We start from the raw sequence: 15,272 nt of genomic DNA, 5'->3' as shown, positions 1-15,272 counted from the left end.
CGACCAATAGCTAACAATTAGCGCAATCACCACAAACTATTGATATCCATCCGGTGATTCAGCTTTGCTGATATATATGCGCCAACAAAGGCTATCCATGCTATGTGCGGATTTACACTTAACAGTGCCAAGTATAATCCAAGGAGAATCAAAGCATATTCTCCAATTTGAGCATGGCGCTTTTTCTTGATGCCAAAAAATTGATATCGAAACCATAAAGGCTGCGCTTTCCACTGGGCTGATTCTTTATCTATCACGGTAATTTCCTTAGTTAAAGTTGAAATATCCACCTCAAATACCGAAGCAAGTGATTTCAATGATTCGAGACTCGCGTTGTTTCCTGACTCAATTCGCTGAATGGTGCGAGTGCTTAATCCGCACATTGTTGCCAATTGCTCTTGAGACCAATTTCGCTTTTCTCGTAGTTTTTTGATAATCATCTTCACTCCTTGTGTTTGAGAAGCTTCACCTTAAGGAAAATCCCTTTTGTCGGTGACGAAATTAGCACGACACGTGCACGACATCCACATCTTAAGACCGAATAATCTGCCCCTTCCTTACACAGATCACCTGCGTAAATCACCAGGTGTAAACAATTCGAAACAAAAAAAGTATTATCTAAACAACTGTATTTATTAGATTAAAAAAGCATAGAATTTCATCTGTATGCGAAAAGCTACGACATATAGACACTCATTAAGCATTGCAGAATAGCGTAAAACCATTGCGAAAAATATGCGCTAGGTTTAGCTTGAATTAGCGCAACATTCTAATAATTACATGCGCACTTTAATCTCTCCTCGCATCACATTTTAGGAATATATCATGGTACATATCCAAACACGTCGCCGTGCATTTGGCGCGTTCGCTTTGTCAGCTTTGGCTTTTAACGTTGCCGCTGCCACGCAAGAACCAATTGAAGTGACAAGCACCTTAGACAAGGCATTACAAGCCCAAGAAAGCCAAACAGCTAAGAAATCGCTCTTACCAGACAACCAATACGAACAGAATCAAATCCGAAGCGCAGCTCAAAACGAGCGCTATATGGTGGTATTCAAAGAGACGAAAGTCGGCTCAGCTAACACCAGTAAAACCGGCGGCAGCAAAGCAATTACTGGTCAACAAGCGGTAATTAATGGAAAGCTCAAGGAGGATGTCGCTTCAAGTATATTGCGTGGGGCGGGTGCTTCAAAAGTGCGTACCCTTGATAAGCACAATATGATTGTCGCTAACATGAATGCAAAAGCGGCGTATCTCTTGTCGCAAAACCCAAATGTAGACTATGTATCTCGTGATCCACGACGAAACTTGATGGCGGAAACGACACCCTATGGTATCACCATGGTGCAGGCTCAATCGCTTAACCAAAATGATCCTGGTCGTCGCAAAGTTTGCGTAATTGATACGGGCTATAACCTCGGGCATCCAGATCTTCCAGACCAAAATGACGGTGTTACCGGGCAGGCAAACAACTCACAGGTAGGTAATTGGTTCAACGATGGAAACGGTCACGGAACGCACGTAGCAGGCACAATAGGCGCGATTGCAAATAATGAGGGTGTGGTGGGTGTATATCCTGGCGTGAATATGCATATCGTCAAAATATTCAATGATAATGGCGATTGGACCTTTGCATCAGACATTATAACGGCAATAGATCAATGCCAAGACGCCGGTTCAAACGTGGTCAATATGAGTCTAGGCGGTGGTTCATCGTCAAGCGCTGAACGAAACGCCATGCAGGGCTTTGTTGATGATGGCATGATGCTAATTGCGGCAGCTGGCAATAACGGTACTTCAAGCAAATCCTACCCAGCTTCCTATTCATCAGTTATGTCGGTCGCAGCCGTAGATTCCAACGAAAATCGCGCATCCTACTCTCAATTTAATGATGCTGTTGAAATTGCAGCACCCGGAAGTAGCGTTACGTCAACTTGGCCGGTTAATACTTACCGAACCATAAACGGTACATCTATGGCAACGCCACACGTCGCTGGCGCTGCTGCCTTAGTTTGGAGTTTCTTTTTACAGTGTGACAACGAACAAATTCGTAATGCGCTTAATGTAACTGCCAAAGACAAGGGTAGCTCGGGCAGAGACAATTCATACGGTAACGGGATTGTTAAAGCACGTGATGCCTATGATTTTATTCAAAGTAACGGTTGTGATGGTAATTCAGGCGGCGGTGGTGGCGGTGGTGTTACCCCTGTTAGCGGACAACTTAATAACCTTTCAGGAAGCACAAACAACTGGGCTAGGTACACTTGGGATATCCCTGCAGGCGTATCTTCAATGACCGTGAGAATATCAGGCGGCAGCGGCGATGCTGACTTGTACTTAAGATATGGTTCAGCACCGCAAACCAATCGTTATGATTGTCGACCATATGAAGCTGGAAATGACGAAGTTTGTACCATTAGCAATCCACAAAGCGGTGAATGGAACATCGGTATACGTGCTTACTCCACCTACAGCGGTGTAACGCTTCGCTATAGTTATGAATAGACTAGGCAAACGCCTTTAGTATTCAGTAGATTCATACCAAGCAAATGAGCGTCCCTCGGTTTGCTTGATTTTGAGGCATGCACTTTCATCGGTGCATGCTTTTTTGCGTCTAATCCGAAAGTCGTAGACAGGTAAAAAAATTGTTGCATTGTATTGATGTTAACTAATTGCTACATTTGTGTTGATTCTGCGTTACACATCTATTGTTAGTGCAGACAGTACCCGAACAAAACTAATAATATCGGTTACACAAAGTAGTCAGCGCAAGGTGAATCAGGTTTGAATAATAAAATACGACTCGCGATTATATTAGTCATTGTGTGGCTATTACTATCAGGCATGTTCGAGCCACTTATGCTCGGATTTGGTCTGTTTTCTGTCATCTTTGCTATGTGGCTCACCTCACGGATGCATAAAATTGATCAAGAACGCTATACCTTTTTTGTTACGGGCAGCTTCATTGTTTTCTTACTCAAACTTGGCATCAAAGTTATCCAGTCTAATATTGATGTGTGCGCTAGAATTTTGGGCTTCAAACCTATTGAATCTACCTTTATTACCATCGATATGCCATATAAAGACGACGTTGCTAAAGTGCTATATGCCAATGCAATTACGCTTACGCCGGGCTCTTCTTCTATTGCATTAGATGACAATACGCTTTTAGTTCATACCATAAGCGAACAGGGTGCGAAGGACTTAGCTGAAGGTGACATGCGTAATATTATGCCAAAACGTTATGCCATCACCGACCTAGGAAAACAAACTTCGTGACGCCTTTATTTCTCGCTGCTGCCATTGCGATCATGATGACTATGGCACTTGCACTTTGCCGCGCCTTACTTGGCCCAAGTGTGTTCGACAGAATTTTAGCGGTGAATATGTTTGGTACAAAAGCCGTGTTGCTAGTGGCGACATTTGCGTTTTTCTCGGGTCGTCATGATTTACTTGATATCGCCCTTCTCTATTCATTACTGAACTTTGTTGGCGTAATTGCTGCACTGCGTTTAGTTGAAAGGGGTAAGTTTTTTGCCGAGAACAAAAGCGTGCTGGGTGCAAGATTAGTGAAACATGCGCCGCAAGCGTCACAGCAAAACGAAGCGGTATCGCCACAAAGCGAACAACAAGATAATAAGGACAGCACAAATGCTTGATATTGTTAGTTTTTCGCTTATTGGTCTAGGTTGCTTACTCGGTTTAATAGGGGGTATTGGCATTTTGCGCCTGCCAGATACTTACGCTCGTTTGCATGCCGTAGGTGTCACCGACACGCTTTGCACTTTTTTAATCTTGACGGGGCTAGCGCTTCAAGCTGATTCATATATACACGTAGCAAAACTCTCTCTCATTTTTATGTTTTTAGCTTTCACTAGCCCGGCCTCTTCATATGCGCTTGCTAATAATGCATGGCGTTGGGGCTTAAGGCACAAGCAAAAAATTCACGTGCAATCGCTCAAGCAGGATGGATCATGAGCCTTCTTGTCAATATTGTTTTGCTCGTATTTCTTCTAGTAATGGCACTGGCAGTATTAAAAACCAAACATTTGTTTGCGATGGCTATGCTTTTTGGCCTGTATAGCTTATTGGTTGCAGGTCTATTTGTTGTGCTTGATGCACCCGATGTTGCGTTTACGGAAGCGGCGGTTGGCACCGGCATCTCAACCGTGCTGATGCTAGTGACACTGGCCTCAATCAAAGATGGCCATGAAGCAACTAGCAATGCCAAAGTACGCAGCGCACCCATCTTAATTTGTTTGCTAATGGGGGGCTTACTGATTTACGGGACCCATGATATTGCTGAACTTGGAGACTTAAATAGCGCCGTCAACCAACAAGTTGCACAACGATACATTGAACAAGGTGCGGCTGAAACAGGGGTGCCAAATTTGGTTACGGCGGTGTTGGCAAGCTATAGAGGCTTCGACACTTTGGGCGAAGTGACGGTTGTGCTAACCGCCGGTATCGCGGTACTGCTCTTGTTAGGCAACCGTCAAAAACTTAAAGTTCGCACACGCGGACCTGCAACAAGCAAAGGTACAAAGGATAAGGAGGCCAAACATGGGCAATGACTTAGTGTTGAGAGTCGTCAGTAAATGGCTCTCTCCCATTATTATTTTATTTGCTTTATATGTTCAATTTCACGGCGATTACAGTCCTGGCGGGGGTTTTCAAGCTGGCGTAATCTTTTCAACTGCTATTCTACTCTATGCCTTAACCTATGGATTAGATGCAGCGCTTAAGCTAATTCCAGAGACGCCTTTGCGCTTATGTGCGAGCTTTGGCGTGCTGCTTTATGCCGGTGTGGGGATCGCATCCATGTTAATGGGCGGGAACTTTTTAAATTATAGCGTGCTTGCTGAAGATCCCATCGTCGGTCAGCATATCGGTATCATTGTTATTGAGCTTGGGGTAGGTATTACCGTGGCTTCAGTCATGATCTTGTTGTTCTTTACCTTTGCAAGACGGGTCGCGCCTGAATGATTGAATATATTCTAGGCCATATTAATTATTGGCTTATCGTAATGGTCATGATGGTAGGACTCTATACCCTGATCAGTCGCTCTAATTTGATGAAGAAGCTGGCGGGTTTGGCGATGTTTCAAACCGCAGTTATCCTATTTTATGTAAGTTTGGGAAAAGTAACCGGTGGCACGGTGCCTATTGTTGATGAGCAGTACTCTCTTTATTCCAACCCTCTTCCGCAAGTATTAATGTTAACGGCCATTGTCGTAGGCGTAGCAACCACCGCCGTGGGATTTGCACTTGTTATTCGAATAAAAGAAGCCTACAACACGATAGAAGAGCATGAAATTGAAGCGCTTGACCGTAATTCGGACTCTGATGCATGACTGAGCAGCTCACCATCTTGCTGGTGGTCATCCCACTTGTTTTTGCACCTATCACCGCTATTTTTAAATCGCACAAAGTCACTTGGAGCATCACATTATTAGTGTCCATTACCTGTTTTGCGATCTCGTGCTTGATTTTGTCGCATGTGATTGACGGTAGCCATGTTATATACGAGCTTGGCGGCTGGCGACCACCATGGGGCATCGAATATAAGATTGATTCTTTAAATGCGTTAATTGCCGTTATTGTAAGCGGCATTGCCCTACTCTCGTCTATTTATGCATACGCCAGCGTGCCCGAAGAAATTGGTAAGCAGATTTATGGTCTATTCTATGCGGCATTTCAGCTGTGTTTGCTAGGTTTGTTAGGCATTGCGCTTACCGGTGATATTTTTAACTTATTTGTATTTTTAGAAATCTCCTCACTATCTAGCTATGCGCTTATCAGTATGGGGCAAGATAGAAAAGCCCTTACCGCTGCCTTTTCTTACTTGGTCTTGGGTACCATAGGTGCCACCTTCTTTTTAATAGGCGTGGGCTTTTTGTTTGCTGCATCGGGCAGCTTGAATATTGCTGATATTGCCGAGCGCTTTGAGAGCTTTGACGATATGCAGCTTGTGGTGACAGCCTTCATTTTTATTCTGCTCGGTATCGGATTAAAAGCCGCTGTTTTCCCGCTGCATAGCTGGCTACCGAACGCCTATGGTTATGCACCTTCGGTTGTAAGCGTATTCCTATCTGCAACGGCAACAAAGGTGTCAATTTACGTCCTGATACGCGTACTGTTCGATCTTTACCCAATCGCCTATTGGGTAGAAATGCTGATCCCGCAAATTCTATTAAGTTTAGGTTGTGTCGCTGTCATTTACGGCTCCTATCGGGCTTGGCAGCAAAACGAAATCAAACGCCTTTTGGCATTTTCCTCAGTTGCGCAAGTAGGCTACATCATAATTGGATTATCACTGTTGAGCGAAACGGGAATGATCGCAGGCATTTTACATTTGTTCAATCATGCGCTGATTAAAGCAACACTATTTATGGGAGCAGGTATGGTGTTTTATCGGGCGCACACAACTTACCTGCACGAAATACGAGGCTTTGGGGCAAGCATGCCATGGACCTTTGGCGCGATTGTTCTGGCTGGTTTGAGTTTAATTGGCGTTCCCGGCACCGTCGGATTTGTTACGAAATGGTACTTACTTGAAAGTGCTGTTGCTCAACAAAAGTGGATAGTCGTAGCTGCAATAGCCATTGGTTCTGTGTTTGCTATCGCATACGTCTGGAAAATTGTAGATGCTATGTACTTCAATTCAAAGCGAAAACTGCATATATCCCAGGTGAAAAGCGGCGATGTCAGCGTTGCGATTGCGCCCCGCAGCATGGGTATCGCGCTTTGGGTGGGCGCCATTGCTTGTTTATATTTTGGTTTGTATACCAGCATTCCTACTGATGCCGCGCAATCAGTTGCGAAAGCGCTTTTAGGCGCCTACACGCAGGGAGCGAATTAAAGATGGATTTGTCGTATATCTTAATGCTCACGCTTGCTGTGCCGGTTGTAGGGTCGTTAATAATCTCTCAGCTTGGTAAAACACCCAACCTTCGAGAAGCGGTCACCTTAATCACGGCCGGTCTGCTGTTTGCCGTAAACGTGTATCTTTTTCTGCATCAGGAACAAGCCTCGATTGAAGCTGTATTTACACTTGCCGAACCCATAGAGGGATTGGCCATTTCTTTTTCGTTTAACACACTTGGAATTTTGTTTGCATTAATTGCCAGCGGCCTATGGATTGCCACCTCTATCTATGCCATTGGCTATATGCGCGCCCACAAAGAAGGCTATCAAACACGTTTTTTTACACTGTTTGCAGTAGCAATTGCTGGCGTTATGGCCGTTGCATATTCAGATAACTTATTTACCCTGTTTATTTTCTACGAATTTTTGACCATTTCAACTTATCCGCTGGTCACACATGCCGGTACAAGCGAAGCAAAGCGAGGCGGTCGAAAATATATTTTGATTCTCATGGGCTCATCGATTCTTTTCTTTCTCCCCGCCATGATTATTACTTGGTTTTCGGCAGGCACGCTTGATTTCGTCCAAGGTGGAATATTGGCAAACAATCTTTCGTCCACTGCTGTCATTCCGTTGTTGATTCTGTTTATTTTGGGCATAAGTAAAGCAGGCGTCATGCCGCTTCATCGTTGGCTTCCTTCGGCCATGGTAGCGCCCACACCAGTAAGCGCTTTGCTTCATGCTGTGGCGGTTGTAAAAGCGGGCGTTTTTTCAATAGTTAAAGTCATCGTCTTTATTTTTGGCACCGATTTTATTACTGACACTCATGCCAACGATTGGCTAATTTGGCTGCCCACTCTCACCATACTGTTTGCCTCCTTAATTGCCCTGACAAAAGATAATTTAAAGGAACGTTTGGCCTATTCAACAGTGAGTCAGTTAAGCTATATCGTACTAGGCGCGTTGTTGGCTAATCAGATGGCTATTATCGGCGCTAGTATGCACATTGCGATGCATGCCTTTGCAAAAATCGCCTTATTCTTTGCTGCCGGCGCTATTTTAGTGACCATGCATAAAAAAAACGTGAGTGAATTGTCGGGAATGGGCAAGCGCATGCCCTTCACATTTGCTGTGTTTACCATCGGCACACTAAGTATTATTGGTCTGCCGTTCTTTGGTGGAATGTGGAGCAAATGGTATTTACTCTCAGGTGCACTAAATTACGAGGGCATATCGGCAACTTACTGGTTGGTGCTAAGCGTTTTGACAATTAGCTCCATGCTAAATATCTACTACCTACTGAGTATTCCAGTAAAAGCTTTTTTTACCTCACCAAGCGAGGACGAGTTAGCCGAGAACGATACCAGCATAAAAGAAGCCCCTATTGCCTGTTTAATCGGCATGGCGATACCTACCGTTATGACGCTTTATTTATTCTTCGATCCAAGTGTGTTTTATACCTTGAGCGAGGCCATTTCAAAATGACGCAAGCCCCGAAAGATGAAAAACCCAGCTTTTTTGATAAGCCAAATAACGTGAAGCGGATATTATATGTATTTTACGCAGTGTGTGTATTGCTCGTCGCATTAGATTTTGTGGTGCATCGCCATATTTATTTATATTTTGAAGAAATCCCGGCATTTTATGCCATTTACGGCTTTGTTGCTTGTGTGGTCTTGGTGGTGTTAGCCAAGCTAATGCGCATTCTTCTCATGCGAGAAGAAAACTACTACGAAAAAAGTGAATCAGAAAACAGGCAGAACAAAAAGGATGGCATTTAATGTTTAGCTACGCTATCCCCGCATTTATTCCTTTCTTTGTTGCAGCTGCGCTTGCGCTGGTGCTGCCTCATCGACTCAGATATGTCCTTATTCTCGTCCCGCTGGTCAACGGCGTACTGCTGTACTTAAGTGGCTTAAATACGCCCTCACATGAAGTGCCATTGCATCTATTGAATCTTTCATTGGTAAATGTCGATAAGCTCAGCTTAATGTTTGCCTATCTATTTCATGTTGCATGCTTCATTTGCTTAATCTACGCCATGCATCTAAAAGACAAATTGCAACTGGTGGCAGGTCTTGCCTATGCTGGAAGCGCGATCGGAGCCGTGTTTGCCGGTGATTACATTACCTTATTCGTATTTTGGGAACTACTCGCCTTAACTTCCGCCTTTTTGGTGTTTGCGCGGCGTACTCAACGCGCCCGTGATGCAGGCATCCGCTATCTGATCATTCAAATATTGTCCGGTGTTGCACTGCTCATTGCGGCAATAATGTACTTCAATGATTCGGGCTCTATTGCCATCGACAAAATAGAGCTTAAAACCACCGCTTCTTATATCTTTTTGTTTGCATTTGGTATCAAAGCCGCGTTCCCCTTTTTGCATACGTGGCTGACCGACGCATATCCAGAAGCAACCCCCGTGGGTACAGTTTTCTTATCAGCCTTCACTACGAAGGTAGCTATTTATGCTTTAGCGAGAACCTTCCCAGGAGAAGATTTACTCGTTTACATTGGCGCGGCAATGACCTGCTTCCCAATTTTTTACGCGGTGATTGAGAACGATTTACGCAAAGTTTTAGCCTACAGCCTTATCAATCAGCTTGGATTCATGGTGTGCGGAATCGGCATTGGTTCTGCCCTTGCACTCAACGGCGCTGTTGCCCATGCCTTTAATGATGTGATATTCAAAGGCTTACTATTTATGACAATGGGAGCGGTACTGCATCGCATCGGGCACGTCAATGGCTCCGACTTAGGTGGCTTACACAAAACTATGCCTAAAACGACGATATTTTGTATTGTAGGCGCTGCATCTATCTCAGCATTCCCGCTGTTTAGCGGCTTTGTCAGCAAAAGTATGGTAATGGCGGCAATGATAGAGGCCGGACATGAGTATTTGTGGTTAATGCTCTTATTTGCTTCTGCCGGAGTGTTTCATCATGCGGGGATCAAAATTCCTTTCTTCGCCTTCTTCGCGCACGACTCAGGGCAGCGTCCCAAAGAGGCACCAACCAATATGCTGTTTGCAATGGGCATTTCGTCAGTGCTGTGCATTGCCATTGGCAGCTATCCTGCAATTGTTTACCATTTACTTCCATGGGAGAGCACTTACCAGCCATATGACATTACTCATACACTCACCCAGCTTCAGCTATTGTTTTTCTCAGCACTCGCTTTTGTTTGGCTAAACAAACAAGGCTTATATCCACCTGAATTACGTTCAGTAAATTTGGACGTTGAGTTTCTTTATCGCAAGGCATTGCCAAGTTTTGGGCAGGCATTGTTCGCAAGTTCGAATTGGAGCATTAGTTTCATAAAATCCCGATTTATATCGATTCGCGACTTTTTGCCTAGCAAGGAGCGCGAAACAGACGCAAGTGCAGCAACCTTAACTTATCGAATGGTAATTGGCTTCGTTTTACTTGCCGTTATCGCCTTTGTTGCAGAGCTTATGACGAGAACTTAATACATCTTAGTTCAAAGTAAGTAGTCGGCCTGAAAAGGGTTTATTGCGGTCGATAAAAATAGTGATAGTGATCAGCTAAAAAGTCGCTGTTAACCATTTTAGGTTTAATATCAAACACTGCCATGCGATCGCCAATAATGGCACTAGGCTTACAGATGCGCTCCACTACATGATATCGTTTTCGAACGGCATAATCATCAAACAAGATCTTCATATTCGTCTTAGTGTACGCGCAGCAGGCTAGAAAGCATGCGACTCGAAAGCGACCATCTATTAACGCTAAATCTGGCGAGAGCTTGTGTTCGCGACAAAACAAAAATGGCAGTTTGGCATAGTTGGGCCAATCCTTATATTTGGATTCATCAGCAGGATAACCAAACTCTTTGGTCTCTCCAATATCTGCCCACAGAGGCACAATGTCGCCCTTTAAGTCTTGCTCTTTATAGGCGCTCATCAGTTCCATCAACCACTTTATATCCGATTCAACGCTAAGCACTTTTTTACCAGATAAAGCGGCTGCTAAAAAGGTAGAGCCACCTGAGCCATATTCCACAATTAATTTGGCTTTCTTATATTCTTTTTTTACAAACTCCCCACACTCTGGCGTAAGGGTTAATTGGAAGTTTCTAAACAAGACATGCCTCTCTATTCAATTAAAATCGACCAACTTCAATGTTGTGTCGACCTGGGGGTAACTGTAAATAATCAATAAATGAAGGAAAAAACTTTCCCTCATAACGCAGTGAAAATCCGTCTGTAGGCGTAATTGAAAACTCCGCCACCATATTACTTGGAATGGTAATACAAAATTCAGATGATTGCTCACTATGCTTTGAATAAGACGCTTCTATAAGGCCTCTTATCGTCGGTACTGTGATGCGGCTCGTTTTTAAGCCCTCAAGCTGGGGCTTAATAGCAGCCACTTTAAAACCTGGCTTGAGCGGTGTAATACCCCACAATCTGCGCGTAATAATGTTAGCAGGAGCCGCGCCCCAAGCATGATTCCAATCTGCATTGGGTTTAAACTTCATGGCCCAAGCCTCCATCGTTATCGTGGCTCCTTCTCTTATCATATTATACCAACTGCGTTCAGCCTTACTCGAGAGAAGTTGCAATGCATGTTCTGAAGCATTGGCGTTATAGAGCGCATCTAGCAAATACTGCGCGCCATAGACACTGCACGCCATACCTTTATTTTTGATGTGCGCCACTACGCTTGGCAGCATATTTTTAGGGACTAAATTGAAGGCGAGTGGAAACATGTTTGCATGAATTGAGGCGTGCTTGGTGCCTATTCCATCTGTGTAAATCCCTCTCTCACGGTCTAAGAAGACCTCATTAAAGGTGTTTTTTGTAATCATCGCTAAGTATTCAAACTTCTGTTGCTCGCGCACTTTCCCTAGGAGCTTCGCAAACTCAGCCATTAAGGTCAGATTTTGGTAGTGCATTGCATTTACATGGGCTTTAAACGGCTTCGCAACAAACCCATCTCTTTCGCCGAAAATTGATTTTCCATTACGTTTTCTAGCGGGCGGCCAATCCACAATATCACTTAAGCGAATGGTCTCGTCGCTAAAGCCGAGTTTTCGCATAATGTCTGGCGTTGCACGCTTAGCAGAAATCAAACCGCGAGCATCACGCAAAGTAAAAAGCGTTTTATGTCGAAGTTGGTAAAAGTATTTATCAATGAGTGATGCATCACCGGTATACATAAAATCTTGATATACCATAGGGACCATATGTAATTGCCATTCAGTTGGCCATGTCGGATTATTCAGCAAATACTCAATTGTTCTGCGAGCAATAGCATATTCTCTATCGCACGAATAATGGCTAAGCTGATTAATGTATGCGTCAGCTTCATAGGGTAATCGCTCCCGATCGCCATCAATGTAGAGACCAGAAAAACTAGTGGCTTTAATTGAATATTTACACAGTTTCCAAACTCTATTCAAGACAGCGTTGTCGCTGGTAAAGTCGCTTTGATTATCGTCCCAATAATAAAAGTAGGCATTTTGAATGGCATCTTTTTGACGAATTTCAGACCGTGCATGTTCAATTTCAACGTATCTAAACGGCATAAGCGCTGGCAGATTTTCAAGTTTAACAGCCTGCGATGCTAGTGATTCAGGTTGGTCGATAGGCAATGAATATGAATGCTTCCCTTGTTTTACTGAAAATGGAATTTTTTGATATCGAATACTGCCTTGTGGTTGCCTGTCTACAGCACCATCTTTTAGCCGCTCACCCAAGTGAAACATTAAGGTGTGAGCCGTCTCTGCCGTGTAGGTGAAATCTAAAGATGCAAAGGCATCACGACCGTAATCTAAAATATAATGGCCTTTACCAAGCACGTTCAGCTCAGGATAGACCTTTTCACACTTAGTCTGGTTTGCTGTTATACCCTCGCTAGCGTCATCCGCTAATGAAAAACTTTGCATTTCAGAAAAGCGAGATGGATAGGTCGATTGTCCCCAAACACGGACTTTCCAGTAGTAATCACTACCAGCTTTCAAGGCCAAATCATTGAGGATGACATTCTGCGATTCAGCAGATACTATCTTGCCGGAATTCCATACATCACCATGGTCTTTGTTGAGGCTTGTTTTGTTTGATGCCACTATTATTTGGTAGGCAGTTTGAAATGTTATTTGCCTTGGCAAGTTCCAGGCAAATAATGGCCTAGTAGATTGAATTTCGATCGCATGAGGCGCTCTGATAAAGTCAACGGTTAAAGTATTGGGCGGCGGGCACGACTTAAAGGCACCGATATTGACAAGTTTTTTAAGAAACCGCATTGAACGTTTAATATAAAAAGCCTTTTATATGAAGGTTTTTGCTAGCTGATAAGCCGCATCCGCGCTCGTCTGATTTTTACAAATCGCTTGTTGTTCAAGTACTTTCGCACTGCGGGCTTGATGATCAGATAAATATCGTAAAATGAGCGCCTCTAACTCATCATCATTACCAAATACCTCGCCCCTATAGTATTCTCTAGCATCAGGATTGTCGTCACTGATCACAAAGGCTCCACCCTTGATTAGGTCAATGTATTTATGGCTTACCGCACCATATTCCTTCATCGAAGCATGATGATCGACAAGATGAATTTTTGCGCTATTGGCAAACGCTGGCATATGCCTGTATGGAATGCGGTCGGTCGCGCAATAGTTAATGGCGTCAGGGTTACCGGGATATGCTAGCCAATCAGCGCCAATAATTTTGAAACTCAAATCGTGCTTTTGCACAATTTTAACGGCTGACTCTACGATGGGTCGCAGACGCGGCACGCCCATAAACGCAATATCGCATTCCAATTTATAGAGTTTGTCATCGTTAGGTTCAAGAGAAGAAAACGGACGCACGATGCCGATAGGGCGTTTGGTTTTGAAGGCTTTTTCTTTTTTCAGTGTCAAGGTATCCAAAAAGGCCTTGCGTTCGAACTTTTTTTTAACTGATTCACTGGGAACAAAGACGTGGTCAAACTGAGAAATGTTTTCAATCTTTTGAAAATGACAATAAATCAGTGCAATGTTATTTGCGCTTGGGTCGAACTCCCCAACTTTCGGATAGTGAAATTTCAATGGCGCCCCTAAAAAATAAATCCGGTTTTTCGCACCGGCCTGATGTATATGACCTAGTCCAGAAAGCTCCTGCTTTAAACTCAAATAAAGCCTATAGTCGTACCAGGTATCATCTTTATGTGGAGAAGCAATGCAATACTTAGCCATTTTTTGACTGCCTGGCATTTAACATTGCTTGATATCGCGCCTTTAACTCTATAATTTTAGGGCCATGTGGTCGAAGTTCATGCGCCCGCTCAATCAGTCTAACAGCATCTGCTACGTCATGGTGGATGGCATCTTTTGCTAAGTCTCTGTGTATATCAGCATCATCTGGATTAATTTCACTTATACGTTTGCGATGCAGTGCAAACGCATTCAATACGCGAGGGTCGCTTACATGTGCAAAAATTGATTTCATTACCTTGTAATTCTGTTTAAGCGCCCCCTCTAAGCCTTCAATTGCCTGCGAGTAACGGTTTCTAACAAACTCTCTTGCATTTTGTAAAGCGGCATCTAATTGGCACTTTTTTATAAACTCGTTGAACTCTTTCTGACGACGTGAATCTTTGAACACGCGAATTTGATGATATTTTTCGGACTGTTGCGTCAAACCTTTCCGGTTTTCTTTGTACGCAAAGCTTGAGCTTGGTCGACCTCTTCTGGTCAAGGATACGTACTCAAATGTACTGCGATTAGCTCGATGAAAAATAAAGCTTTGCTTTAGTGAGTTGAGACTTGGATGAAGACTTTGCACAACATTCTCATCGTTTCTAAATTCTGAATTATCTGCTAAAACCGTACGCTGCTTGTTTTCAAAGGTACTTGTATGAAGCCTAAAGCGATGTACTTTTGCGCTAAGCGGAAAAATACATTTTCCAAGCACAGACAGATTACCTTGAATATACTCGCCAATTGGCGAAAAGGGCGCTGGATCAGGAAGATCGATCAGCCACTCTAAGTAAATAACATCATCTTTCAAAAAACCGGATACAAAATCATGAATGCTAATCTGAGCTTGATGCATCCAAAATTCATCAATGTCCAAAAAGGCAATGTGGGTGTAGTCGCCACTTATTGAGGCTTCATAAAAGGCTTTTGCATAAACCACAAACTGCATACGATTAAACACGGTGCCGCCACACTGGTCGACCCAGTCTGCATGATAGAACTTGACTTGCGGGTATTGTTTATTGATGAGCGAGAGGACTTCTTCACTGTTATCAGTCGTGCGATTAATGTAAACATCGATACTGTCAAAGCCACACGAAAGGTGGTGGAATATCCACTCTGGCAGATAAGCAGCCTCGTCCTTGGCAATCGCAACGAGTTTTACTCGAAGGTCGTTGTTAGCATGGTCTGACAAATACTGT

At 43.6% G+C, this 15,272-nt stretch carries 16 protein-coding genes; 11 read left to right on the top strand and 5 right to left on the bottom strand.

The features are described 5' to 3' along the window. Positions 1-26: 26 nt before the first annotated feature. Positions 27-440 (bottom strand): helix-turn-helix domain-containing protein, encoded by a 414-nt coding sequence (locus PN836_RS19470; RefSeq protein WP_395341582.1) that lies wholly within the window; start codon positions 438-440, stop codon positions 27-29. Between the two features lie 385 nt (positions 441-825). On the opposite strand from PN836_RS19470, the gene PN836_RS19465 reads away from it, so the two are divergent. The 11 genes from PN836_RS19465 (at position 826) to PN836_RS19415 (ending at position 10,336) form a co-directional block, all read left to right on the top strand. Then, the gene (locus PN836_RS19465; RefSeq protein ID WP_395341580.1) at positions 826-2,505 is read left to right on the top strand and encodes a S8 family serine peptidase; all 1,680 of its coding nucleotides are present in this window, start codon (positions 826-828) and stop codon (positions 2,503-2,505) included. Positions 2,506-2,784: 279 nt separating this feature from the next. Beyond that, the gene (locus PN836_RS19460; RefSeq protein ID WP_395341579.1) at positions 2,785-3,279 is read left to right on the top strand and encodes a Na+/H+ antiporter subunit E; all 495 of its coding nucleotides are present in this window, start codon (positions 2,785-2,787) and stop codon (positions 3,277-3,279) included. Next, positions 3,276-3,659: a monovalent cation/H+ antiporter complex subunit F gene (locus PN836_RS19455; RefSeq protein WP_395341577.1), complete on the top strand. Its 384-nt coding sequence runs from the start codon at positions 3,276-3,278 to the stop codon at positions 3,657-3,659. Before PN836_RS19460 ends, PN836_RS19455 begins: the two co-directional genes overlap by 4 nt. Further along, the gene (mnhG, locus tag PN836_RS19450) at positions 3,652-3,978 is read left to right on the top strand and encodes a monovalent cation/H(+) antiporter subunit G (RefSeq protein WP_395341576.1); all 327 of its coding nucleotides are present in this window, start codon (positions 3,652-3,654) and stop codon (positions 3,976-3,978) included. The genes PN836_RS19455 and mnhG overlap by 8 nt, the downstream gene beginning before the upstream one ends. Then, positions 3,975-4,574 carry a DUF4040 domain-containing protein gene (locus PN836_RS19445; RefSeq protein WP_395341574.1) on the top strand — a complete coding sequence of 200 codons (600 nt, stop codon included), beginning with the start codon at positions 3,975-3,977 and terminating at the stop codon, positions 4,572-4,574. Before mnhG ends, PN836_RS19445 begins: the two co-directional genes overlap by 4 nt. Continuing rightward, positions 4,564-4,986: a Na(+)/H(+) antiporter subunit B gene (locus tag PN836_RS19440; protein ID WP_395341572.1), complete on the top strand. Its 423-nt coding sequence runs from the start codon at positions 4,564-4,566 to the stop codon at positions 4,984-4,986. The genes PN836_RS19445 and PN836_RS19440 overlap by 11 nt, the downstream gene beginning before the upstream one ends. Next, positions 4,983-5,354, top strand: a complete 372-nt coding sequence (locus PN836_RS19435) for a cation:proton antiporter subunit C (RefSeq protein ID WP_395341570.1) — start codon at positions 4,983-4,985, stop codon at positions 5,352-5,354. The genes PN836_RS19440 and PN836_RS19435 overlap by 4 nt, the downstream gene beginning before the upstream one ends. Next, entirely contained in the window at positions 5,351-6,862 is a 1,512-nt protein-coding gene (locus PN836_RS19430) for a monovalent cation/H+ antiporter subunit D family protein (protein WP_395341567.1), read from the top strand. Before PN836_RS19435 ends, PN836_RS19430 begins: the two co-directional genes overlap by 4 nt. Positions 6,863-6,864: 2 nt before the next feature. Beyond that, positions 6,865-8,352 (top strand): monovalent cation/H+ antiporter subunit D family protein, encoded by a 1,488-nt coding sequence (locus PN836_RS19425; RefSeq protein ID WP_395341565.1) that lies wholly within the window; start codon positions 6,865-6,867, stop codon positions 8,350-8,352. Further along, positions 8,349-8,648, top strand: a complete 300-nt coding sequence (locus tag PN836_RS19420; protein WP_395341564.1) for a hypothetical protein — start codon at positions 8,349-8,351, stop codon at positions 8,646-8,648. The genes PN836_RS19425 and PN836_RS19420 overlap by 4 nt, the downstream gene beginning before the upstream one ends. Beyond that, positions 8,648-10,336, top strand: a complete 1,689-nt coding sequence (locus PN836_RS19415; protein WP_395341562.1) for a Na(+)/H(+) antiporter subunit D — start codon at positions 8,648-8,650, stop codon at positions 10,334-10,336. The genes PN836_RS19420 and PN836_RS19415 overlap by 1 nt, the downstream gene beginning before the upstream one ends. A 40-nt stretch (positions 10,337-10,376) precedes the next feature. On the opposite strand, the gene PN836_RS19410 is transcribed toward PN836_RS19415, so the two are convergent. The 4 genes from PN836_RS19410 to PN836_RS19395 all read right to left on the bottom strand — a co-directional run bounded on the left by PN836_RS19410 (position 10,377) and on the right by PN836_RS19395 (position 15,265). Then, complete coding sequence (locus PN836_RS19410; RefSeq protein WP_395341561.1) at positions 10,377-10,970, bottom strand: hypothetical protein; 594 nt, start codon at positions 10,968-10,970, stop codon at positions 10,377-10,379. A 19-nt stretch (positions 10,971-10,989) separates the two neighbouring features. Further along, entirely contained in the window at positions 10,990-12,957 is a 1,968-nt protein-coding gene (locus PN836_RS19405) for an alpha-L-rhamnosidase C-terminal domain-containing protein (RefSeq protein ID WP_395341560.1), read from the bottom strand. A 201-nt stretch (positions 12,958-13,158) separates the two neighbouring features. Next, positions 13,159-14,085 (bottom strand): glycosyltransferase family protein, encoded by a 927-nt coding sequence (locus PN836_RS19400; protein WP_395341558.1) that lies wholly within the window; start codon positions 14,083-14,085, stop codon positions 13,159-13,161. After that, positions 14,060-15,265, bottom strand: a complete 1,206-nt coding sequence (locus PN836_RS19395) for a glycosyltransferase family 2 protein (protein WP_395341557.1) — start codon at positions 15,263-15,265, stop codon at positions 14,060-14,062. The genes PN836_RS19400 and PN836_RS19395 overlap by 26 nt, the downstream gene beginning before the upstream one ends. Positions 15,266-15,272 lie beyond the last annotated feature (7 nt).

The sequence above is a fragment of the Ningiella algicola genome, from assembly GCF_028401415.2.
Classification (GTDB): domain Bacteria; phylum Pseudomonadota; class Gammaproteobacteria; order Enterobacterales; family Alteromonadaceae; genus Glaciecola.
The sequence above is the reverse complement of the archived record's forward strand: the minus strand, read 5'-3'. Positions and strand labels throughout refer to the sequence as shown.